Below are 23,254 nucleotides of genomic sequence, written 5' to 3'. Positions count from 1 at the left end.
GGAACCGAGAATCTGATGAGTGACTTTAAATCAACCCTGAATTTGCCGGAAACAGGGTTCCCGATGCGTGGCGATCTCGCCAAACGCGAACCGGGAATGCTGGCGCGTTGGACCGATGATGACCTCTACGGCATCATTCGTGCAGCCAAAAAAGGCAAAAAAACCTTCATTCTGCATGATGGCCCTCCTTATGCGAATGGCAGCATTCATATCGGTCACTCGGTTAACAAGATTCTGAAAGACATTATCGTGAAGTCCAAAGGGCTTGCCGGTTATGACTCCCCCTACGTGCCGGGCTGGGACTGCCACGGGCTGCCTATCGAGCTGAAAGTCGAGCAGGAATATGGCAAGCCGGGTGAGAAATTCACCGCTGCCGAATTCCGCGCTAAGTGCCGCGAGTACGCGGCGACCCAGGTTGACGGCCAGCGTAAAGACTTTATCCGTCTCGGCGTGCTGGGCGACTGGTCGCATCCGTACCTGACCATGGATTTCAAAACCGAGGCCAATATCATCCGCGCGCTCGGTAAAATCATCGGCAACGGCCATCTGCATAAAGGCGCCAAGCCGGTGCACTGGTGCGTTGACTGCCGCTCCGCGCTGGCTGAAGCGGAAGTGGAGTACTACGACAAAACGTCGCCGTCCATCGACGTCGCCTTTAACGCGGTAGACCCGGCGGCGGTCGCGGCGAAATTCGGCGCGCAGAATGTCAACGGCCCGGTATCGCTGGTTATCTGGACCACCACCCCGTGGACGCTGCCGGCGAACCGCGCGATCTCTCTGCATGCCGAGATCGACTATGTGCTGGTGCAGGTCGAAGGCCAGGCGCTGATCGTGGCGAAAGATCTGCTTGAAAGCGTGATGAAGCGTGTGAACATCGCGGATTACACCGTACTCGGCGAAACCAAAGGCGCGCATCTTGAGCTGATGCGCTTCGCGCACCCGTTCATGGGCTTTGACGTTCCGGCGATTCTCGGCGAGCACGTTACGCTCGATGCCGGTACCGGCGCGGTGCATACCGCAGGCGGCCACGGCCCGGACGACTACACCATCAGCCAGAAATATGGCCTGGAAATCGCCAACCCGGTCGGCCCGGACGGCGCTTATCTGCCGGGCACCTACCCGACGCTGGATGGCGTTAACGTCTTCAAAGCGAACGATCAAATCGTTGAGCTGCTGCGTGAAAAAGGCGCGCTGCTTAACGTGGCGAAGCTGCTGCACAGCTATCCGTGCTGCTGGCGTCATAAAACGCCGATCATCTTCCGCGCCACGCCGCAGTGGTTCGTCAGCATGGATCAAAAGGGCCTGCGCGCGCAGTCGCTGAAAGAGATCAAAGACGTGCAGTGGATCCCGGACTGGGGCCAGGCGCGCATCGAATCGATGGTCGCCAACCGCCCGGACTGGTGTATCTCCCGCCAGCGCACCTGGGGCGTGCCAATGTCCCTGTTCGTCCATAAAGAGACGCAGGAACTGCACCCGCGCACCCTGGAGCTGATGGAAGAAGTCGCTAAGCGCGTGGAAGTTGACGGTATTCAGGCATGGTGGGATCTCGACCCGCGCGACATCATGGGCGATGACGCCGATGTCTATGAAAAAGTGCCGGATACGCTGGACGTCTGGTTCGACTCTGGATCGACCCACTCGTCAGTCGTTGACGTGCGCCCGGAATTCTCCGGCCATGCGGCGGACATGTATCTTGAAGGCTCTGACCAGCATCGCGGTTGGTTTATGTCTTCGCTGATGATCTCCACCGCCATGAAAGGCAAGGCGCCGTACCGTCAGGTACTGACCCACGGCTTCACCGTTGACGGTCAGGGCCGCAAGATGTCGAAATCTATCGGCAACACGGTCTCTCCGCAGGACGTGATGAACAAACTGGGCGCTGACATTCTGCGTCTGTGGGTAGCGTCGACCGACTACACCGGCGAAATGGCCGTGTCCGACGAAATCTTAAAACGCGCCGCCGATGCGTATCGTCGTATCCGTAACACCGCGCGCTTCCTGCTGGCGAACCTGAACGGTTTCGATCCGGCGAAAGACATGGTGAAACCGGAAGAGATGGTCGTGCTGGATCGTTGGGCGGTCGGCTGCGCGAAAGCCGCGCAGGACGATATCGTGAAAGCGTATGACGCTTACGATTTCCATGAAGTGGTGCAGCGCCTGATGCGCTTCTGCTCCATCGAAATGGGCTCGTTCTATCTCGATATCATCAAAGACCGTCAGTACACCGCGAAAGCCGACAGCGTGGCGCGCCGCAGCTGTCAGACCGCGCTGTATCATATCGCCGAAGCGCTGGTGCGCTGGATGGCGCCGATCATGTCCTTTACCGCGGATGAGATCTGGGGCTATCTGCCAGGCGCGCGTGAGAAATATGTCTTCACCGGCGAGTGGTACGACGGCCTGTTTGGCCTCGCGGAAACCGAAGCCATGAACGACGCTTACTGGGACGCCCTGCTGAAAGTGCGCGGCGAAGTGAACAAGGTGATTGAGCAGGCGCGCGCGGATAAAAAAGTCGGCGGGTCGCTGGAAGCCGCGGTCACCCTGTACGCGGAGCCGGAGCTGGCGGCGAAGCTCACCGCGCTTGGCGAGGAATTACGATTTGTCCTGTTGACCTCGCAGGCGAAGGTTGAGGATTATGCCAGCGCCGCCGCAGATGCCCAGCAGAGCGAATTGCTCAAAGGGCTGAAAGTGGCGCTCGCAAAAGCCGAAGGTGAGAAGTGCCCGCGCTGCTGGCATTACACCACCGATATTGGCAAGGTAGCGGAACACGCAGAAATCTGCGGTCGCTGTGTCAGCAACGTCGCCGGTGACGGCGAAAAACGTAAGTTCGCCTGATGAGTAAACCGATTCGTTCCACCGGTCTGCGCTGGCTGTGGCTGGTTGTGGTTGTGTTGATTGTCGATCTGGGTAGCAAGGCGTTAATCCTCCAGCACTTTGCGCTGGGGGAGACCGTCTCCCTGTTCCCGTCGCTGAATCTGCACTATGCGCGCAACTACGGCGCGGCGTTTAGCTTCCTCGCGGATAAAGGCGGCTGGCAGCGCTGGTTCTTCGCCGGTATCGCTATCGGCATCTGCGTGCTGCTCACCGTCATGATGTATCGTGCAAAGGCGAGCCAGAAGCTCAACAACATTGCTTACGCGCTGATTATTGGCGGCGCGCTGGGCAATTTGTTCGATCGTCTGTGGCACGGCTTTGTAGTCGATATGATCGACTTCTATGTCGGCGACTGGCATTTCGCCACCTTTAACCTGGCCGATACCGCTATCTGTATCGGCGCGGCGTTAATCGTGCTGGAAGGCTTTTTGCCGAAACCAGCCGCGAAAGCACAGGCGTAAATCTCCATGCCGGGTGGCGCTACGCTTACCCGGCCTGAAGCATTTGCGGCCTCTCGCAGGCCCGGTAAGCGCAGCGCCGCCGGGCAAACAGATGACCCAAAAAGTGAGCAACCTGCATGTCTACATCCATACAGAGCAACAGCGCGGTGCTGGTGCACTTTACGCTGAAGCTTGAAGACGGTTCCACGGCAGAGTCGAGCCGCAACAGCGGCAAACCAGCGCTCTTTCGCCTGGGCGACGGTTCGCTGTCGCAGGGACTGGAGCGCGAACTGCTTGGCCTGCATGCGGGCGATAAAAAAGCGTTTACGCTGCTGCCGGAAGACGCCTTCGGAACGCCGAGCCCCGATCTCATCCAGTACTTCTCCCGCCGCGAATTTATCGACGCGGGGGAGCCGGACATCGGTGCTATTATGCTTTTTACCGCAATGGACGGCAGCGAAATGCCGGGGGTTATCCGTGAAATCAACGGCGACTCCATCACAGTGGATTTCAACCATCCGCTCGCCGGGCATACCCTTCATTTTGATATAGACGTGCTGGAAATCGATCCGGCGCTGGAGAGTTCTGATGCAGATCCTGTTGGCTAACCCGCGCGGCTTCTGCGCAGGCGTGGACCGCGCTATCAGCATTGTGGAAAACGCGCTGGCGATTTACGGCGCGCCTATCTACGTTCGCCACGAAGTGGTGCATAACCGCTACGTGGTAGACAGCCTGCGCGAACGCGGCGCAATTTTTATCGAGCAGATAAGCGAAGTGCCGGATGGCGCAATTCTGATTTTCTCCGCGCACGGCGTTTCCCAGGCGGTACGCAACGAAGCGAAAAGCCGTGACTTAACGGTATTTGACGCCACCTGCCCGCTGGTGACCAAAGTGCATATGGAAGTCGCGCGCTCAAGCCGCCGTGGCGAAGAAGCGATTCTTATCGGCCACGCCGGTCATCCGGAAGTAGAAGGCACGATGGGCCAGTACAGCAACCCGGAAGGGGGCATGTATCTGGTGGAATCACCGGACGACGTCTGGAAAATTACCGTTAAGGATGAGGACAATCTCTCCTTTATGACCCAGACCACGCTGTCGGTAGACGACACCTCGGACGTTATCGACGCGCTGCGCCGCCGCTTCCCGAAAATCGTTGGTCCGCGCAAAGATGACATCTGCTACGCCACCACTAACCGTCAGGAAGCGGTGCGGGCGCTGGCGGAGCAGGCGGACGTGGTATTAGTGGTGGGTTCGAAAAACTCCTCTAACTCTAACCGCCTGGCAGAGCTCGCCCAGCGTATGGGCAAAACCGCCTACCTTATCGACGACGCGAATGATATTCAGGAAGCCTGGGTGAAAAACGCCGCCTGCGTGGGCGTTACCGCAGGTGCGTCGGCGCCGGATATCCTGGTGCAGAACGTTATCGCGCGCCTGAAAGCGCTCGGCGGCAGCGACGCCCATGAGCTGACCGGTCGCGAAGAGAATATCGTGTTCGAAGTGCCGAAGGAACTGCGCATCGACGCCCGCGAAGTGCAGTAACTCCCGCCCGCGTACCGATAACAGCATGCCGGACGGTGAACATCGTCCGGCATTTTTGTATCCGCAAGCAGGCCAGTGATGACAGGACATTGTGTGAAAAAAACGCCGATTATTCTCGATACCGATCCGGGTATTGACGATGCCGTGGCCATTGCCGCCGCGCTGTTCTCGCCCGCAATCGATTTACAACTCATCACCACCGTGGCGGGTAACGTCAGCGTGGAGAAAACCACCCGCAACGCGCTGCAACTGCTGCATTTCTGGCAGGCTGATGTGCCGGTCGCGCAGGGCGCGGCCACGCCGCTGGTGCGCCCGCTGCGCGATGCCGCCTCGGTTCATGGCGAATCAGGCATGGATGGCTTTGATTTCACCGTACATGACCGGCAGATACTTGATGTTCCGGCGTTTCAGGCCATCTTTGCGCGGCTGATGGCAAGCCCCGAGCCGCTGACCATTGTCACCATCGGGCCGCTGACCAATATCGCTCTCCTGCTGACGCACTACCCGGCGTGTACCGCGAAAATCAAACGGCTGGTGATGATGGGCGGCTCCGCGGGGCGCGGCAACTTCACGCCGAACGCCGAGTTTAATATCGCCATCGATCCTGAAGCGGCCGCGCGGGTGTTTGAGAGCGGCATTGAAATTGTGATGTGCGGGCTCGACGTCACGCATCAGGCGGTGCTGACGCCCGACTATCTCGCCGCGCTGCCCGCGCTGAACCGGACGGGCCGACTGCTCCACGCGCTCTTCAGTCATTATCGCGCAGGCAGCATGACGACTGGGCTGCGCATGCACGATCTCTGCGCTATCGCCTGGGTGGTTAAGCCTGAGCTGTTCACGCTTAAGCGCTGTTTCGTTGCGGTGGAAACCCGCGGCGACTACACGGCGGGCACCACGGTTGTGGATATCGAAGGCCGGTTAAACCGGCCCGCTAATGCGCAGGTGGCGCTCGGAATCGACGTCGCCGCGTTTCGCGAATGGGTGGCGCAGACACTGGCGCTGGCGCCTTAGCTCACGGCCTCGCAGACAGTTTTTCCGTCAGATAGTCAATGAGCACCCGGATTTTGGCGGGCATATGACGTCCCGCCGACCACAGTAGCCAGAGCCTGCCTGAATAGCTGCTGATAAACTCCCATGCCGGCAGCACCTGTACAATCTCGCCTGCCGCCAGTGCATCGCTTGCGGTAAAGCGCGGCAGGCTGCCGATACCGAGATGGCGCTTCACCGCGTCGAGGCGCACGCCGGTATGGTTGGCCGCGTAGCGCCCGCGCGTCTGGACCACCACGCTTTTTCCGTCGCGGCGAAATTTCCAGCGAGCGTCCGCCGCCGTCTCGCCAAGGCTGATGCAGCTGTGCTGACGTAATTCCTGCGGATGCTCCGGCGTGCCGTGGCGCGCCAGGTACGCCGGGGTAGCGCACAGCAGGTGCTCTATCGGCATCAGCGGCTTGCCATACAAGCCGGGAGAGGGCGAGTCGGTGATACGCAGCGCCAGATCCACTTCATCATCAATCAAATCCATATAGCGGTCTTCGAGACGCAGGCAGATATCAACTTCCTGATAGCGCGCCAGAAATTCTTCCATCAGCGGGTGGATCACGAAACGGCCTACGGCTTTCGGCACGCCGAGCGTGACCCGACCCTGCGGTGCCTGCGAGGCGGTGCCGCCGAGCGCCATGACATCGCGGGCGTTGTCCATCATGCTGGCGGCGCGCTGAAACACGCCGCAGCCTGCCTCGCTCAGGCGCAGCTTGCGGGTGGTGCGCACCAGCAGCTTGCAGCCCAGCTCACGCTCAAGACGTGAAACGCTGCGGCTGACGGAAGAGGGCGTGCTGCCAAGCTTTCGCGCGGCGGCGGAGAAGCTGCCGCTCTCCACCACCTGGACGAAAACGGCGATATCGGGCAGTAGAGCTAAATTCATATTTGTGCGCCTGATGCAAAGGTTCGTTGTCGCCGCGCAGGATTATCGCAGCGGCAATAATAAATATACTGTGTGATGAACCGGGAGGACAACGATGACACAACGAGACTACTACCTGAGTGACGCCTTAACGGGCGAGGCGACGGTGCTGCGCTGCGAGCAAAACGCGCAGGGCGACTATGAAGTGGAGCTGGACAGGACGCTGTTTCACCCGCAGGGCGGCGGGCAGCCCGCCGATAGCGGCACGATCAACGGCGCGCCGGTGCTGCGCGTAGAGAGCCGCGGCGACACGGTCATTCATCTGCTGGCGCAGCCGCTGGCAAACGGCCCCGCCACGCTTGTGGTGGACGAACCGCTGCGCACACGCCATACCCGTTGGCACTCCGCCGGGCATCTGATTGGGTACGCGGGCGAGCGGCTTGGCTGGCGTCCGGTCAAGGCGCACCACTGGCCCGGCGAAGGCAAAATCACCTTTGCCCCGGATACGGCCACCGACGCGCCCGGGAGCGCGGCGTTTACGGCGGTTATTACGGAATGGGTTGCGGCCAATCTGCCGCGCAAGGTGGATTTCGTCGACGGGCGGCGTCAGGTGCGTTTCGGCGAGCTGCCGGTCTATGGCTGCGGCGGCACGCATGTCGCCTCGCTGTCGCAGGTGGGCGAGGTCACGCTCACCAGTATTAAAGTGAAAAAGGGGCAACTGCTGGTGGCGTACCAGCTTGCGGATTAACCCTCGCGGCAGGCGCAAACGCCTGCCGTCTCTACTGTATAACCTTAATAACATAATGGTTACTACAGCTTTTACTGATATCCCCGCCGTTTTGTCATAATTTTCTAATTATCCCGGTTTTCCGCTGGCGGCCTGCGGTCAGGCTGGTTAACCTGAGAGCGATTTCTAAGCAATCTGAAGAGTATAAATATGCATGATGCACAGGTCCGCGTCGCGATCGCGGGGGCGGGTGGCCGTATGGGACGGCAATTAATCCAGGCGGCAATTTCAATGGAAGGCGTGGCGCTGGGCGCGGCGCTTGAGCGCGACGGCTCGACGCTGCTGGGCGCGGATGCCGGCGAGCTGGCAGGCGCTGGCGCGACCGGCGTTATTATTCAGAGCCGCCTTGAGGCAGTAAAAGATGACTTCGATGTGTTTATCGATTTCACGCGCCCGGAGGGCACGCTCGCCCATCTGGCGTTCTGCCGCGCGCAGGGTAAAGGCATGGTCATCGGCACCACCGGCTTTGACGACGCCGGTAAAGCCGCGATTCGTGATGCCGCGACGGCTATCCCGGTGGTTTTCGCCGCCAACTTCAGCGTGGGCGTTAATGTCATGCTTAAACTGCTTGAAAAAGCAGCGCAGGTGATGGGCGATTACACCGATATCGAAATTATTGAAGCGCATCACCGTCATAAAGTCGACGCGCCTTCGGGCACGGCGCTGGCAATGGGCGAGGCGATTGCCGGCGCGCTGAATAAAGATCTGAAAAGCTGCGCGGTATACGCTCGCGAAGGCCACACTGGCGAGCGAGAGCCCGGCACCATTGGGTTCGCCACGGTACGCGCGGGCGATATCGTGGGTGAGCACACCGCCATGTTTGCTGATATCGGCGAGCGCATCGAAATTACCCATAAAGCGTCCAGCCGTATGACATTTGCAAACGGCGCGGTGAGATCGGCATTGTGGGTAAAATCCCGTAAAAATGGCTTTTATGATATGCGTGATGTGCTTAATCTTAATGATTTGTAATTATTATTACCCATCGTGATGTGGTTATTACAATCGTAACTTTTTGATTGGAAGGGCAATAAATTATTGCCCTTTTTTATTTTGCTGTTTTTGGCGTTCTTAACGATTTTAAGGTTAAAGTGCTCTTAAAAACTAACTTTATGAGTGTTTTTTCGTTATCAGGTTGTGAATTTTGACCGTTTGGTCCACTTTAAAAGCTGTGTTATGCTTCCGCTTTATTTTTCTTGTCCAGCAACCGTTTTCCGCGCTTCGTTTTCTGTGTTTTTTGCCTCTCATTCTCGCTGTTTTCATTAAAGGCGCCAAAATAACAATAAAAAGTGCGTTTTCAGGTAGACTTCCCCCTGGGTTATCTCTAGAATGCCGCCGTTTGCCAAAAATTCGCTGTTCAGGCGTTTTTGCATTGATTTAGCCACACCGGTTGAATTAATATGCAAATAAATTGACTGTTTATTCCCTGGAGGACGTTTTGATTAAGTCAGCGCTGTTGGTTCTGGAAGACGGAACCCAATTCTACGGTCGGGCCATCGGGGCAACAGGTACGGCAGTAGGGGAAGTCGTTTTCAATACTTCTATGACCGGTTATCAAGAAATCCTCACTGATCCTTCCTACTCCCGCCAGATTGTCACTCTTACTTATCCCCATATTGGTAATGTCGGTACTAACGACGCCGACGCTGAGTCCTCCCAGGTACATGCTCAGGGCCTCGTGATCCGCGATTTGCCGCTGATTGCCAGCAACTACCGCAACACCGAGGATCTCTCTTCTTACCTGAAGCGCCATAACATCGTGGCGATTGCCGATATCGATACTCGTAAGCTGACGCGTCTGCTGCGTGAGAAAGGCGCCCAGAACGGCTGCATCATCGCAGGGGATAATGTCGATGCCGCGCTGGCGCTTGAAAAAGCGAAAGCCTTCCCGGGCCTCAACGGCATGGATCTGGCGAAAGAAGTGACCACTAAAGAAGCCTGGAGCTGGACCCAGGGCAGCTGGACGCTTAAAGGCGAGCTGCCGGAAGCGAAGAAAGAAGAAGAACTGCCTTACCATGTGGTGGCTTACGACTACGGCGTGAAGCGCAACATTCTGCGTATGCTGGTGGACCGCGGCTGCCGCCTGACGGTCGTCCCGGCGCAGACACCGGCGGAAGACGTGCTGAAAATGAACCCGGACGGCATCTTCCTCTCAAATGGTCCCGGCGACCCGGCGCCATGCGATTACGCCATCGACGCCATTAAAAAATTCCTCGACACCGACGTGCCGGTCTTCGGCATCTGCCTTGGCCATCAGTTGCTGGCGCTGGCGAGCGGCGCGAAAACCGTGAAGATGAAGTTCGGCCACCACGGCGGCAACCACCCGGTTAAAGATCTCGACAACAACTGCGTGATGATCACCGCCCAGAACCACGGCTTTGCGGTTGACGAAGCCTCAATGCCCGCCACGCTGCGCGTGACTCACAAATCCCTGTTCGATAATACGTTGCAGGGCATTCACCGCACCGATAAACCGGCGTTCAGCTTCCAGGGGCACCCGGAGGCGAGCCCGGGGCCGCATGATGCCGCGCCGCTGTTTGACCATTTCATTGATTTAATTAAGCAGTATCGTCAAGACGCTAAGTAATCAGGAGACAGAGAGAAAATGCCAAAACGTACAGACATTAAAAGCATCCTGATTCTTGGCGCCGGTCCGATTGTTATCGGCCAGGCGTGCGAATTCGACTACTCCGGCGCCCAGGCGTGTAAAGCGCTGCGTGAAGAGGGCTACCGCGTCATTCTGGTGAACTCCAACCCCGCGACCATCATGACCGACCCGGAGATGGCGGATGCGACTTATATTGAGCCGATCCACTGGGAAGTGGTGCGTAAAATCATCGAAAAAGAGCGTCCGGATGCGGTGCTGCCGACCATGGGCGGCCAGACGGCGCTGAACTGCGCGCTGGAACTGGAGCGTCAGGGCGTACTGGAAGAGTTTGGCGTCACCATGATTGGCGCCACTGCCGACGCGATTGATAAAGCCGAAGACCGCCGCCGCTTCGACGTGGCGATGAAGAAAATCGGCCTTGAAACCGCGCGCTCCGGCATTGCCCATAATATGGACGAAGCGCTGGCTGTCGCGGCGGATGTCGGTTATCCGTGCATCATTCGCCCGTCCTTTACGATGGGCGGCACCGGCGGCGGCATCGCGTATAACCGCGAGGAATTCGAAGAAATTTGCGCCCGCGGCCTCGACCTTTCCCCGACCAAAGAGCTGCTGATTGACGAATCGCTGATCGGCTGGAAAGAGTACGAGATGGAAGTGGTGCGTGATAAAAATGACAACTGCATCATCGTCTGCTCTATCGAAAACTTCGACGCCATGGGCATCCATACCGGCGACTCCATCACCGTGGCCCCGGCCCAGACGCTGACCGACAAGGAATATCAGATCATGCGTAACGCCTCGATGGCGGTACTGCGTGAAATCGGCGTCGAAACCGGCGGCTCTAACGTGCAGTTTGCGGTGAACCCGAAAAATGGTCGTCTGATTGTTATTGAAATGAACCCCCGCGTGTCGCGCTCCTCAGCACTGGCCTCAAAAGCGACCGGTTTCCCGATTGCCAAAGTGGCGGCGAAACTGGCGGTGGGCTATACCCTCGACGAGCTGATGAACGACATCACCGGTGGCCGTACCCCGGCCTCCTTCGAGCCGTCTATCGACTACGTTGTCACCAAAATTCCGCGCTTTAACTTTGAGAAATTTGCGGGCGCTAACGACCGTCTGACCACCCAGATGAAGTCGGTCGGTGAGGTCATGGCGATTGGCCGCACTCAGCAGGAGTCGATGCAGAAAGCGCTGCGCGGTCTGGAAGTAGGCGCGACCGGTTTTGACCCGAAAGTGAGCCTGGATGACCCGGAAGCGCTGACCAAAATCCGTCGTGAGCTGAAAGACGCGGGCGCCGAGCGTATCTGGTACATCGCTGACGCTTTCCGCGCGGGCCTGTCCGTTGACGGCGTTTTCAACCTGACCAACATCGACCGCTGGTTCCTGGTGCAGATTGAAGAGCTGGTGCGCCTTGAAGAACAGGTCGCCGAGCAGGGCATTAACGGCCTGAACGCCGATTTCCTGCGGATGCTCAAACGTAAAGGCTTCGCCGATGCGCGTCTTGCGAAACTCGCGGGCGTCAGTGAATCGGAAATCCGCAAGCTGCGCGAGCAGTACAACCTGCATCCGGTCTATAAGCGTGTGGATACCTGCGCGGCGGAATTCGCCACCGATACCGCCTACATGTACTCCACTTATGAAGAAGAGTGCGAGGCGAACCCGAACCTGGATCGTGAAAAAATCATGGTGCTGGGCGGCGGGCCGAACCGTATCGGCCAGGGCATTGAGTTCGACTACTGCTGCGTACACGCCGCGCTGGCGCTGCGTGAAGACGGTTACGAGACCATCATGGTCAACTGCAACCCGGAAACCGTCTCCACCGACTACGATACTTCCGACCGCCTTTACTTTGAGCCGGTTACGCTGGAAGACGTGCTGGAAATCGTACGCATCGAGAAGCCGAAAGGCGTTATTGTGCAGTACGGCGGCCAGACGCCGCTGAAGCTGGCGCGCGCGCTGGAAGCAGCAGGCGTACCGGTTATCGGCACCAGCCCGGACGCTATCGACCGCGCCGAAGACCGCGAGCGCTTTCAGCAGGCGGTGGATCGCCTGAAGCTGAAACAGCCGGCGAACGCCACCGTGACGGCCATCGAACAGGCGGTCGAGAAAGCGAAAGAAATCGGCTACCCGCTGGTGGTGCGCCCGTCTTACGTGCTGGGCGGCCGCGCGATGGAAATCGTCTACGACGAAGCCGACCTGCGTCGCTACTTCCAGACGGCGGTGAGCGTTTCCAACGACGCGCCAGTGCTGCTGGACCGCTTCCTGGACGACGCCGTTGAAGTGGACGTGGACGCCATCTGCGACGGCGAAATGGTGCTGATTGGCGGCATCATGGAGCATATCGAACAGGCGGGCGTGCACTCTGGCGACTCCGCGTGCTCGCTGCCAGCGTACACCTTAAGCCAGGAGATTCAGGACGTGATGCGCCAGCAGGTGCAGAAGCTGGCCTTTGAACTCCAGGTCCGCGGCCTGATGAACGTCCAGTTCGCGGTGAAAGACAACGAAGTCTACCTGATTGAAGTAAACCCGCGCGCCGCGCGTACCGTGCCGTTTGTCTCCAAAGCTACCGGCGTGCCGCTGGCGAAAGTGGCAGCGCGCGTTATGGCAGGCAGAACGCTGAGCGAGCAGGGCGTCACCAAAGAGATAATCCCACCGTATTATTCGGTGAAAGAAGTGGTGCTGCCGTTCAATAAGTTCCCGGGCGTTGACCCGCTGCTGGGGCCGGAAATGCGCTCCACCGGCGAGGTGATGGGCGTGGGCCGCACCTTCGCAGAGGCATTCGCCAAAGCGCAGCTTGGCAGCAACTCCACCATGAAGAAACAGGGCCGCGCGCTGCTCTCGGTGCGTGAAGGCGATAAAGAGCGTGTGGTGGATCTCGCCGCCAAGCTGTTGAAATTTGGCTTCGAGCTTGATGCGACGCACGGCACCGCGATTGTGCTGGGCGAAGCAGGCATTAACCCGCGTCTGGTGAACAAGGTGCATGAAGGGCGTCCGCACATTCAGGACCGTATCAAGAATGGCGAATACACGTATATCATCAACACCACCGCAGGCCGTCAGGCGATTGAAGACTCCAAGCTGATTCGCCGCAGCGCGCTGCAGTATAAAGTGCACTACGACACCACGCTGAACGGCGGCTTCGCCACCGCAATGGCGCTGAATGCCGACGCTAAAGAAAAAGTGATTTCGGTGCAGGAGATGCACGCGCAGATCGCGAAGTAAGAAATTATGAATGAGCCAAAAGCCAGCGTAAGCTGGCTTTTTTTTATGCTTACCCCCTAAATTTAATAGCCAATTAGTTTTTCACTCCTGTGTGACCATCCGTTACCCTTGACCCCTTATCGTTTATCGAAGCCCAGTTTCACGTTTAAGGAGAAACACGTGTTAAAAAGAGTCATGCTTTTGGGTGCCTGTCTGGCATTGACCGCCTGTTTTGGCGGCGGTGACAGTAAAGAATTTTTGATTGATAACCCAACCGGGAAACCCTTAGCGATTTCTGTCGATGACCAAAAAATAACGGTTCCGGCAAAGGAATCTCACAATATTAAACTGGACGCGGGCCAACATACGTTGACGCTGGAAAATGGCGAAAAGGTGAAATTCAGCGTGTTTGGCGCCTGGCCTCGCTCCGGCGAGAGCGGCCTTATCAACCCGACCCGTACCCGTTACATTTACGTCGTGCAAAAGTATCTGGCGGAAGGCGTTCAGCCAGCCGGTGAAAATGGTGATGTTCACACCCTGACGATTGATGGGGAGACCGTCACCGGCCCATTCGAGGACCTGGGTAGCGAACTCTTTATTGATAATTTTGCGAAAGAGTGGGAGCTGAACCCGACAGAGGCTTTCCCTGAGTCGATGACATCCACGACGAACGATAATTACAAGACTAAGATTTTCCGCATCGAAGACTTTAAGCATTTCTATAACAATGAGTTTTCTCCGTCCGTTGAATATACGGAAAATATGCGTATTACGGAGTCGCGTTATCAGCCGCCTGTCATTACCGCGCATTTTAATTCTGCGGAATTACAGCAAAACCTGAATGACGCCACCAAAATTTATACCGCGTTTATTCACGCTGAGTCGGCAAGTGACCAAAAAGATCTGCTGAAAGAGTTTGAAAAACAGAACCGCGAAAAATGGCGTAAACCAGCAGCAGGCGGTGAAGAGCTGACCCGCTATTATGAAATCATGACCAATCTTAATCACATCATGATGAGCTCTATTCTTGAGCTTAAGCCGTAACGTCTGACCGCCGGGCGTCTGCATATCAGGCGCCCGGCCTCAGAACCTTCTGTATTTCCAAAAATTATCAGTCAGTTAACCTAAAATAATAAGGTGTGTAATCAAATCCAACGAAAAAGCAGGGAGAACACCATGCGATCGAAACTACTGATAACGTCCATTTTTGCTGCCGCCACGCTGTTTACCGTCGCGGGCTGTTCATCCAATCAGGCTGTTAAAACCACTGACGGCAAGACCATTGTCACTGATGGTAAACCGGAAGTAGATAGCGATACCGGCCTGGTATCTTATAAAAATGCCCAGACCGGCCAGACCGAGCAGATTAATCGCGGCGAGGTGAAATCCATGAGCGAGCTGGATAATTAAGCACGAGGCTGGTTATTCCACGCCTTAAAAACGGATGCTCAGGCATCCGTTTTTTGATTACGCGTTGATCCCACCTTCCCACTGCAAGAAATAATACCCCTGCGGATTGCCCCTGTAAGCGCGCCTGTTAACTGGCTACACTCATTCCATTCCCATGATGGGCAGCGACACAGGCAAGGTTATGATTTTAATTATTTATGCGCACCCCTATCCGCACCACTCTCACGCCAACCGGCGGATGCTGGAACATGTGCAGGGGCTGGACGAACTCGAAGTGCGCTCGCTTTATCAGCTCTACCCCGATTTCAACATTAATGTCGCCGCCGAACAGGAGGCGCTCGCGCGCGCTGATTTGATTGTCTGGCAGCACCCCATGCAGTGGTACAGCGTGCCGCCGCTTTTCAAACTCTGGATAGATAAAGTGCTCGCGCACGGCTGGGCCTATGGCAAAGGCGCAACGGCGCTGCAAGGCAAAAGCGTCTTGTGGGCGGTCACGACGGGCGGCGACAGGCATCACTTTGATATTGGCGATCATCCGGGATTTGACGTGCTCGCCCAGCCGCTACAGGCGACGGCGCTCTATTGCGGCCTCAACTGGCTGACGCCCTATGTCATGCACCGCACCTTTGTGTGCGACGACGAAACGCTGGAAGGCAAAGCGCGGGAGTATCAACAACGATTAACCGACTGGCAGGAGCGTCATCATGGATAGCCATACTCTGATTCAGGCCCTGATCTATCTCGGATCGGCGGCGTTGATTGTGCCTGTCGCGGTGCGGTTAGGGCTCGGTTCGGTGCTGGGTTACCTGATTGCGGGCGGGCTGATTGGCCCGTGGGGATTGCGGCTGGTGACAGACGCGCAGGCGATATTGCACTTTGCCGAAATCGGCGTGGTGTTAATGCTGTTTGTCATTGGCCTTGAGCTCGATCCGCAGCGGCTGTGGAAACTGCGCGCGTCGGTGTTTGGCGGCGGTGCGTTGCAGATGGGCGCGTGCGGCTTGTTGCTCGGCGGCTTTTGCGTCGCGCTCGGGTTACGCTGGCAGGTGGCGCTGCTGATTGGCCTGACGCTCGCGCTCTCGTCAACGGCCATCGCCATGCAGGCGATGAACGAGCGCAACCTGACGGCTTCGCAGCTGGGGCGCAGCGCGTTTGCCGTACTGCTGTTTCAGGATATCGCCGCGATCCCGCTGGTCGCGATGATCCCGTTGCTTGCCGCGAGCGGCGAGGCGACGACCGCCAGCGCGTTTTTCCTCTCGGCGTTGAAAGTCGTCGGCGCGCTGGCGCTGGTGGTATTGCTTGGCCGTTTCGTCGCGCGTCCGGCGTTGCGTTTCGTGGCGCGATCCGGGCTGCGTGAAGTGTTCAGCGCCGTGGCGCTGTTTCTGGTGTTTGGCTTCGGCCTGCTGCTGGAAGAAGCCGGGTTGTCGATGGCGATGGGCGCGTTTCTTGCGGGCGTGTTGCTGGCGAGCTCCGAATACCGGCATGCGCTGGAGAGCGATATCGAGCCTTTTAAAGGGCTACTGTTGGGGCTCTTTTTTATCGGCGTCGGTATGTCGATTGATTTCGGTACGCTGGTCGCGCATCCGCTGCGCGTGCTGACGCTGCTGTTCGGCTTCCTGATTATTAAGACCGTCACGCTGTGGCTGGTGGCGAAGCCGCTGAAGGTGCCGGGCCGCCAGCGTCGCTGGTTCGCGGTGCTGTTAGGTCAGGGAAGCGAGTTTGCGTTTGTGATTTTCGGCGCAGCGCGCAGCGCAGAGGTGTTGGATGCGGAGTGGGCGAAGGCGCTGACGCTCGCGGTGGCGCTCTCCATGGCCGCGACGCCGCTGCTGCTCGTGCTGCTAACCCGCCTTGAAAAAACGGGACAACAACAGGCGCGCCAAGCCGACGAGATTGACGAAGAACAACCGCGCGTCATTATCGCGGGCTTCGGGCGTTTCGGGCAGATTGCGGGCCGTTTACTGCTCTCCAGCGGCGTGAAAATGGTGGTGCTTGATCACGACCCGGATCACATTGAGACCCTGCGCAAGTTCGGCATGAAAGTGTTTTATGGCGACGCCACGCGCGTCGATTTACTGGAGTCCGCCGGAGTGGCGAAAGCCGAAGTGTTAATCAACGCCATCGACGATCCGCAGGCGAATTTACAGCTGACGGAACTGGTGCAGACGCACTTCCCGCAGGTGCGGATCATTGCGCGCGCGCGCGATGTCGATCATTACATTCGCCTGCGTCAGGCGGGTGTGGCGCAGCCGGAGCGTGAAACGTTTGAAGGCGCGTTGCGGGTCGGGCGGATGGCGCTGGAAGAGCTGGGGATCGGGCGCTACGAAGCGCGCGAGCGCGCCGACCTGTTCCGCTGCTACAACCAGCAGATGGTCGACGAGATGGCCGATGGCGATAACGACACCACGGCGCGCGCCGCCACCTTCAAGCGCACCAGCGCAATGCTGACGGAGATTATCAGCGAAGACCGCGCGCATCTGTCGCTGATTCAGCGCCACGGCTGGCAGGGCACGCAGGAAGGCAAGCACACCGGCAACGACGCCGATGAGCCCGTCGTTAAACCGCAGCCATAAAAAACGCCCCGTCAGGGGCGTTTTCTTTTATATCAATGGCGGGCGCGAGTTAACTCAGCGCCACCTTGATGCCGAGCGCCAGCAGCATGCCGCCCAGCAGTTTATCGATAATCTTCTGTGCTTTGGTCAGGCCGCGACGCACCGGCGCGCTCTGGATAAGCAACACCAGCAGCGGCCACCAGACCAGCGTCAGCGCGACGATAATGCCCGCGTACCAGAGTTTTTCCATCATGCCGGAATTGACGTTCAGCACCTGGGTAAACATCGCCAGGAAAAACAGCGTGGCTTTAGGGTTCAGCAGGTTGCAGAGATAGCCCTGGATAAACGCCTTTTTGAGCGAGGTGGATTCCTGCGCCACGCCGTCCAGCGCCAGGCTGGTAGTGCCGCGGGCCAGCAGTGCATTGATGCCGAGCCAGACCAGATATGCCGCGCCGACATATTTCAGCGCGCCGAAAAGCCACGGCGTCGTGGTGATCAACACCGCGATGCCCGCCACGCAGTAAGTCATGTGCGTGACGACGCCTGCGATCACGCCCGCCGCCGTCATCATCGCCGCGCTACGCGGATACCGCGCGGCGTTTTTGATAACCAGAAAGAAGTCGGGGCCCGGCGAGAGCATACCCAGCGCCGCGATGGTGGCAACGAAAAGAGTGGTTTCCAGCATGGTCAATCCTCACATCAACGAGCGCGCACTATAAAGCATTCAGCCTGTTTTGGCATCCGCGTCAGCGGGCTTTACGGGGGTGTAAAGGCGAAGCGCTTGTGGTTTCAATGAGATAACGCGCGGGCGCGCACCTGTGCATCGTGCCCGGCGCAGCAGAACAAAAAAAATTCTCCGCCTGGTTCGGGTCGCCAGTCGACTAAAGATTGCGCTTTCCGTATAGTGGCGGCAATTTTTTACACCTGGGAAATTATCAATGATCAGTCTGATTGCGGCCTTAGCGGTGGATCGCGTAATTGGTATGGAAAACGCCATGCCGTGGGACCTCCCTGCCGATCTCGCCTGGTTTAAACGTAACACGCTTAACAAACCGGTTATCATGGGACGTCTGACCTGGGAATCGATCGGTCGCCCGCTGCCGGGGCGTAAAAATATCGTGCTCAGCAGCCGTCCGGGCGATGACGATCGCGTAGTGTGGGTGCGCTCTGTTGAAGACGCATTGCAGGCCTGCGGCGATGCCGAAGAGGTGATGGTCATCGGCGGCGGCCGCGTGTATGAACAGTTCCTGCCGCGTGCGCAGCGCCTTTATCTCACCCATATCGATGCGGAAGTGGAAGGCGACACCCATTTCCCGGATTACGAGCCGGACGAGTGGCAGTCGGTGTTCAGCGAGTTTCATGACGCCGACGAGAAAAACTCACACAGCTACTGTTTCGAGATCCTTGAGCGCCGTTAATCCGCGCGTCGGCGACGGTGATGTAAAAAAAGCGGAGGCGCAGGGCGCATCCGCTTTTTTTATGGCTTTGGTTTTATTGGGGTAATGGCGGCTGGCGCTTCGCTTCCCGCCCGGGGCGTCATGGTCGTAATGTGAGCTTCAGGAGGGGGCGACCGCTAAGCGTAGCGCGCTCGCCATTCTGGCATCACGACGCGACGGCGGCTTTATCGTCGTCGCTGTCGGTCTGACGGTTGGAGTGCTGGGTAAACACGGCTTTATCCTCCCAGCGCAGGCAGGTGAGGGTGCCGCCCCAGCAGCAGCCGGTATCCAGCCCATAGATGTTTTCCGGCGTGCCTTTGCCCTCAAGCGACGCCCAGTGCCCGAACACAATCGCATATTCTTCGGCGACCGGACCGGGAATGGCGAACCAGGGCTTCAGCGGCGCAGGCGCGCTTTCCGGGCTTTCCTTGCAGTACATATCCAGCTGGCCGTTCGGAAAACAATAACGCATGCGTGTAAATGCGTTAGTGATAAAGCGCAGGCGGGCAAGGCCGGTCAGCTCCGGCGACCAGTTGTTCGGCATATCGCCATACATGGCATCGAGGAACAGCGGGTAGCTGTCGCTTGAAAGCACCGCTTCGACATCGCGGGCGCAGGCCTGGGCGGTGGCGAGATCCCACTGCGGCGTGATGCCCGCGTGGGCCATCACCAGCTTTTTCTCTTCATCCACCTGCAACAGCGGCTGACGACGCAGCCAGTTGATAAGCTCGTCGGCGTCCGGCGCTTCAAGCAGCGGCGTGACCCTGTCCTTCGGCTTATTACGGCTGATGCCCGCGAAAACCGCTAACAAATGCAGATCGTGGTTACCGAGCACCAGGCGCACGGCATCGCCGAGCGAGCGCACGTAGCGCAGCACTTCCAGCGAGCCGGGGCCGCGGGCCACCAGATCGCCGGTCAGCCATAGCGTATCTTTACCAGGGGTGAATTCAACCTGCTGTAACAGCGCGACCAGTTCATCGTAGCAACCATGAACGTCGCCAATAAGATATGTAGACATCGTATCAGTGAATGAGTGTGGGAACGGCGAGGCGGAAAACCGGGATATCAAGGCGGAAGCCGTTGCCCTGGTCATCCACCATCTCGTAATGGCCCTGCATCGTGCCGAACGGCGTTTCAATAACCGCGCCGCTGGTGTACTGGTATTCGCCGCCGGGCTGAATATGAGGCTGAACCCCGACCACGCCTTCCCCCTGGACTTCGGTCTCTTTACCGTTGCCATTGGTGATAAGCCAGTAGCGGCCCAGCAGCTGAACAGGCGTTCGTCCCAGGTTGCGGACGGTGACGGTATAGGCAAAGACGAAACGCTCATCCTCCGGAGAAGACTGGGCCTCGATATAAACGCTCTGTACCTGTACGCAAACGCGGGGTGAATCAACCATGTTTAGCTCTCCTTCGAGGGCGGATTATCAGCTAAATAGTTCGCCATCTGGCAATACTGCGCAACAGAAATATTCTCGGCGCGCATGGCCGGGTCAATGCCAAGCGACGTCAGCACTTCCGGGCTGAACACATTGCCGAGGCTGTTGCGGATGGTTTTACGACGCTGGTTAAACGCTTCGGTAGTGAGACGGCTTAACAGACGCAGCTCTTTCACCGGATGCGGCGGCGTAGTATGAGGCACGAGACGCACCACGGCGGAATCCACTTTAGGCGGCGGCGTAAAGGCGGTCGGCGGCACTTCAAGCACCGGGATCACCTGACAGAAATATTGCGCCATCACGCTTAAGCGACCATACGCCTTACTGTTCGGGCCGGCAACCAGACGGTTGACCACTTCTTTTTGCAGCATGAAGTGCATATCGGCAATCGCACTAGTATAGCTAAACAGGTGGAACATCAGCGGCGTGGAGATGTTGTACGGCAGATTGCCGAACACGCGCAGCGGTTGCCCCATTTTCTCGGCAAGTTCGCCGAAGTTCATGGTCATGGCATCCTGCTGATAAATGGTCAGCTTCGGGCCGAGGAACGGGTGAGTTTGCAGGCGCGCGGCGAGATCGCGGTCCAGCTCGATAACGGTAAGCTGGTCGAGGCGTTCGCCTACCGGCTCGGTTAACGCCGCCAGGCCCGGGCCGATTTCAACCATCGCCTGGCCTTTCTGCGGGTTAATCGCCGATACGATACTGTCGATCACAAACTGATCGTTTAGGAAGTTTTGCCCGAAGCGTTTGCGGGCTAAATGGCCCTGATGGACTCGATTATTCATTGATTCTTACTGTTCATAACCATGCTGATGGCGAGATTAAGCGCCGTGATAAAACTGCCGACGCTGGCGTTTCCTGATCCTGCCAGTTCCAGCGCGGTGCCGTGATCGACCGACGTGCGGATAAAAGGCAGGCCGAGCGTGATGTTCACTGCGCGGCCAAATCCCTGGTATTTTAGCACGGGCAGGCCCTGATCGTGGTACATCGCCAGTACCGCATCGGCGTTTTCGAGGTATTTCGGCTGGAAAAGGGTGTCTGCCGGTAGCGGACCAGTCAGATGCATTCCGCGTGCGCGCATCTCCTCCAGCACAGGGATAATCGTGTCGATCTCTTCGGTGCCCATATGTCCGCCTTCGCCCGCGTGCGGGTTCAGGCCGCAGACCAGCACATGCGGCTGCGCAATGCCGAACTTGCTTTGCAAATCATGATGCAGCGTCGTAAGGATATGTCGCAAAAGATCGGGTGTGATGGCGTCAGCGACGGCTTTCAGCGGCAGGTGCGTGGTTACCAGCGCCACGCGCAGCGCTTCGGTGGCGAGCATCATCACTACTTTTTCACTGCCGGCGCGCGCTTCAAAAAACTCGGTATGCCCGGTAAACGGAATGCCCGCGTCGTTGATAATTCCTTTATGCACCGGCCCGGTCACCAGCGCGTCGAATTCGCCGCGAAGGCAACCATCGCAGGCGCGCGCCAGCGTTTCGACAACATAAATGCCGTTAGCTGAGGCCAGCGTACCGGGTTTGACAGGCGCCTGTAAGGTGACGGGCAGAAGAGTGAGCGTACCCGCCGCTTGAGGGAGGGCGGGAGCGTCGGAAGAGTAGGGCAACAGCGTGAGCGGTAAATCAAGCTGCGCCGCCCGCGCCGTGAGCAGCGTCGGGTCGGCGCAGACGACCAGTTGCGCAGGCCAGGCGTGCTGGGCAAGCGCAACGACCAGGTCGGGGCCAATCCCGGCGGGCTCGCCGGGTGTAATGACCACTCGTGGGGTTTTTACCATCAGTTGCTCAGGATTTTCACGTAGGCGCTGGCGCGTTGTTCCTGCATCCAGGTTGCCGCTTCTTCGGAGAATTTGCGGTTAAACAGCATCCGGTAGGCGCGATCTTTCTGCGCCGCGTCGGTGCGGTCGCTCTTACGAGTATCCAGCAGTTCAATCAGATGCCAGCCGAAAGAGGAGTGCACCGGCGTGCTCATCTGCCCTTTGCTCAGGTTCATCAGCGCGTCGCGGAACGCCGGATCGTAAACATCCGCCGCCGCCCAGCCGAGATCGCCGCCCTGGTTAGCCGAACCCGGATCCTGCGAGAACTCGCGTGCGGCCTGCGCAAAGGTGGTTTTACCGCTCTTAATGTCTGCCGCGATCTCTTCAAGCTTCAGGCGCGCTTGCTGATCGGTCATGATCGGCGACGGCTTCAGCAGAATGTGGCGTGCGTGGACTTCCGTCACCGATACGGTCTGAGACTGGCCGCGCAGATCGTTGACCTTAATGATATGGAAACCGACGCCGGAGCGGATCGGGCCAATCACGTCGCCTTTCTTCGCGGTGCTCAACGCCTGGGCGAACACAGACGGCAACTCCTGGATACGTCCCCAGCCCATCTGGCCGCCTTTCAGCGCCTGCTGGTCAGCGGAATAGGTCATCGCCAGCTTGCCAAAATCGCTGCCGTTACGCGCCTGATCGATAATGGAACGCGCCTGGGTTTCCGCTTCGCTCACCTGATCGGCCGTCGGATTTTCCGGCAGTGGGATCAGAATATGGCTCAGGTTCAGCTCGGTGCTGGCGTCATTCTGATTGCCGACCTGTTCGGCCAGCGTTTCCACTTCCTGCGGCAGGATAGTGACGCGACGACGCACCTCGTTATTACGTACCTCAGAGATAATCATCTCTTTGCGGATCTGCGCGCGATAGGTGTTGTAGTTCAGGCCGTCATAGGCCAGACGGCTACGCATCTGATCGAGCGTCATGTTGTTTTGTTTGGCGATGTTGGCGATAGCCTGATCGAGCTGCTCATCGCTGACTTTCACGCCCATTTTCTGACCCATCTGCAACATAATCTGATCCATGATCAGACGTTCGAGGATCTGATGACGCAGCGTGCTGTCGTCCGGGAGCTGCTGGCCGGCCTGGTTTGCATTAAGCTTTACCGACTGCATAAGGCCATCAACGTCACTTTCCAGTACCACGCCGTTGTTCACGACGGCTGCAACTTTATCGACAACCTGCGGAGCAGCGAAGCTGGTATTCACCACCAGGGTGATACCGAGAAGCAGCGTTTTCCAGTTCTTCATACCTTTTCCATTTCGTT

Annotated in this window: 21 protein-coding genes; 14 read left to right on the top strand and 7 right to left on the bottom strand. The window is 58.1% G+C overall.

The features are described from left to right. Positions 1-15 precede the first annotated feature (15 nt). The 5 genes from ileS (at position 16) to rihC (ending at position 5,861) form a co-directional block, all read left to right on the top strand. Positions 16-2,832 (top strand): isoleucine--tRNA ligase, encoded by a 2,817-nt coding sequence (gene ileS / locus AFK63_RS15235; RefSeq protein ID WP_038864982.1) that lies wholly within the window; start codon positions 16-18, stop codon positions 2,830-2,832. After that, entirely contained in the window at positions 2,832-3,332 is a 501-nt protein-coding gene (gene lspA / locus AFK63_RS15230; RefSeq protein WP_038864980.1) for a signal peptidase II, read from the top strand. The genes ileS and lspA overlap by 1 nt, the downstream gene beginning before the upstream one ends. A 116-nt stretch (positions 3,333-3,448) precedes the next feature. After that, a complete protein-coding gene (gene fkpB, locus AFK63_RS15225) occupies positions 3,449-3,919 on the top strand; it encodes an FKBP-type peptidyl-prolyl cis-trans isomerase (protein WP_004386255.1) in 471 nt (156 codons plus the stop codon). Beyond that, positions 3,900-4,850, top strand: a complete 951-nt coding sequence (gene ispH, locus AFK63_RS15220; RefSeq protein ID WP_038864978.1) for a 4-hydroxy-3-methylbut-2-enyl diphosphate reductase — start codon at positions 3,900-3,902, stop codon at positions 4,848-4,850. Before fkpB ends, ispH begins: the two co-directional genes overlap by 20 nt. Before the next feature lie 93 nt (positions 4,851-4,943). Then, complete coding sequence (gene rihC / locus AFK63_RS15215) at positions 4,944-5,861, top strand: ribonucleoside hydrolase RihC (protein ID WP_038864976.1); 918 nt, start codon at positions 4,944-4,946, stop codon at positions 5,859-5,861. Between the two features lies 1 nt (position 5,862). Here the strand turns inward: rihC and AFK63_RS15210 are convergent, their stop codons facing one another. Further along, positions 5,863-6,768, bottom strand: a complete 906-nt coding sequence (locus AFK63_RS15210; protein ID WP_038864974.1) for a LysR family transcriptional regulator — start codon at positions 6,766-6,768, stop codon at positions 5,863-5,865. Positions 6,769-6,862: 94 nt separating this feature from the next. Between AFK63_RS15210 and AFK63_RS15205 the strand changes: the two genes are divergently transcribed. The 8 genes from AFK63_RS15205 to kefC all read left to right on the top strand — a co-directional run bounded on the left by AFK63_RS15205 (position 6,863) and on the right by kefC (position 17,320). Beyond that, a complete protein-coding gene (locus AFK63_RS15205) occupies positions 6,863-7,495 on the top strand; it encodes an alanyl-tRNA editing protein (RefSeq protein WP_038864972.1) in 633 nt (210 codons plus the stop codon). Between the two features lie 189 nt (positions 7,496-7,684). Further along, positions 7,685-8,506 (top strand): 4-hydroxy-tetrahydrodipicolinate reductase, encoded by an 822-nt coding sequence (dapB, locus tag AFK63_RS15200; protein ID WP_038864970.1) that lies wholly within the window; start codon positions 7,685-7,687, stop codon positions 8,504-8,506. Positions 8,507-8,972: 466 nt separating this feature from the next. Then, positions 8,973-10,121: a glutamine-hydrolyzing carbamoyl-phosphate synthase small subunit gene (gene carA, locus AFK63_RS15195; protein ID WP_038864968.1), complete on the top strand. Its 1,149-nt coding sequence runs from the start codon at positions 8,973-8,975 to the stop codon at positions 10,119-10,121. Positions 10,122-10,139: 18 nt separating this feature from the next. Then, positions 10,140-13,364 carry a carbamoyl-phosphate synthase large subunit gene (carB, locus tag AFK63_RS15190; protein ID WP_038864966.1) on the top strand — a complete coding sequence of 1,075 codons (3,225 nt, stop codon included), beginning with the start codon at positions 10,140-10,142 and terminating at the stop codon, positions 13,362-13,364. Between the two features lie 159 nt (positions 13,365-13,523). After that, a complete protein-coding gene (locus AFK63_RS15185; RefSeq protein WP_038864964.1) occupies positions 13,524-14,387 on the top strand; it encodes a hypothetical protein in 864 nt (287 codons plus the stop codon). 132 nt (positions 14,388-14,519) lie between these two features. Next, entirely contained in the window at positions 14,520-14,753 is a 234-nt protein-coding gene (locus AFK63_RS15180) for a YgdI/YgdR family lipoprotein (protein WP_038864962.1), read from the top strand. 181 nt (positions 14,754-14,934) lie between these two features. Next, positions 14,935-15,465, top strand: a complete 531-nt coding sequence (kefF, locus tag AFK63_RS15175; protein WP_038864960.1) for a glutathione-regulated potassium-efflux system oxidoreductase KefF — start codon at positions 14,935-14,937, stop codon at positions 15,463-15,465. Then, a complete protein-coding gene (gene kefC, locus AFK63_RS15170) occupies positions 15,458-17,320 on the top strand; it encodes a glutathione-regulated potassium-efflux system protein KefC (RefSeq protein ID WP_038864956.1) in 1,863 nt (620 codons plus the stop codon). Before kefF ends, kefC begins: the two co-directional genes overlap by 8 nt. 49 nt (positions 17,321-17,369) lie before the next feature. Here the strand turns inward: kefC and AFK63_RS15165 are convergent, their stop codons facing one another. After that, the gene (locus tag AFK63_RS15165) at positions 17,370-17,984 is read right to left on the bottom strand and encodes a LysE family transporter (RefSeq protein ID WP_038864955.1); all 615 of its coding nucleotides are present in this window, start codon (positions 17,982-17,984) and stop codon (positions 17,370-17,372) included. A gap of 253 nt (positions 17,985-18,237) precedes the next feature. Here AFK63_RS15165 and folA point away from each other — a divergent pair, with 253 nt between their 5' ends. Continuing rightward, positions 18,238-18,717, top strand: coding sequence for a type 3 dihydrofolate reductase (gene folA / locus AFK63_RS15160; protein ID WP_038864954.1), 480 nt, complete (start codon positions 18,238-18,240; stop codon positions 18,715-18,717). A 184-nt stretch (positions 18,718-18,901) separates the two neighbouring features. On the opposite strand, the gene apaH is transcribed toward folA, so the two are convergent. Genes apaH through surA form a run of 5 tightly spaced genes read right to left on the bottom strand, consistent with a single transcriptional unit; the run spans position 18,902 to position 23,237 of the window. Beyond that, positions 18,902-19,753 (bottom strand): bis(5'-nucleosyl)-tetraphosphatase (symmetrical) ApaH, encoded by an 852-nt coding sequence (gene apaH, locus AFK63_RS15155; protein WP_038864953.1) that lies wholly within the window; start codon positions 19,751-19,753, stop codon positions 18,902-18,904. Between the two features lie 4 nt (positions 19,754-19,757). Next, positions 19,758-20,135 carry a Co2+/Mg2+ efflux protein ApaG gene (gene apaG / locus AFK63_RS15150; protein ID WP_038864952.1) on the bottom strand — a complete coding sequence of 126 codons (378 nt, stop codon included), beginning with the start codon at positions 20,133-20,135 and terminating at the stop codon, positions 19,758-19,760. A 2-nt stretch (positions 20,136-20,137) separates the two neighbouring features. After that, a complete protein-coding gene (gene rsmA / locus AFK63_RS15145) occupies positions 20,138-20,959 on the bottom strand; it encodes a 16S rRNA (adenine(1518)-N(6)/adenine(1519)-N(6))-dimethyltransferase RsmA (RefSeq protein WP_038864950.1) in 822 nt (273 codons plus the stop codon). Beyond that, the gene (gene pdxA / locus AFK63_RS15140) at positions 20,956-21,951 is read right to left on the bottom strand and encodes a 4-hydroxythreonine-4-phosphate dehydrogenase PdxA (RefSeq protein WP_038864946.1); all 996 of its coding nucleotides are present in this window, start codon (positions 21,949-21,951) and stop codon (positions 20,956-20,958) included. The genes rsmA and pdxA overlap by 4 nt, the downstream gene beginning before the upstream one ends. Beyond that, a complete protein-coding gene (gene surA / locus AFK63_RS15135) occupies positions 21,951-23,237 on the bottom strand; it encodes a peptidylprolyl isomerase SurA (RefSeq protein ID WP_038864943.1) in 1,287 nt (428 codons plus the stop codon). Before surA ends, pdxA begins: the two co-directional genes overlap by 1 nt. Positions 23,238-23,254 lie beyond the last annotated feature (17 nt).

Source organism: Cronobacter muytjensii ATCC 51329 (assembly GCF_001277195.1).
Classification (GTDB): Bacteria; Pseudomonadota; Gammaproteobacteria; order Enterobacterales; family Enterobacteriaceae; genus Cronobacter; species Cronobacter muytjensii.
The sequence above is the reverse complement of the archived record's forward strand: the minus strand, read 5'-3'. Positions and strand labels throughout refer to the sequence as shown.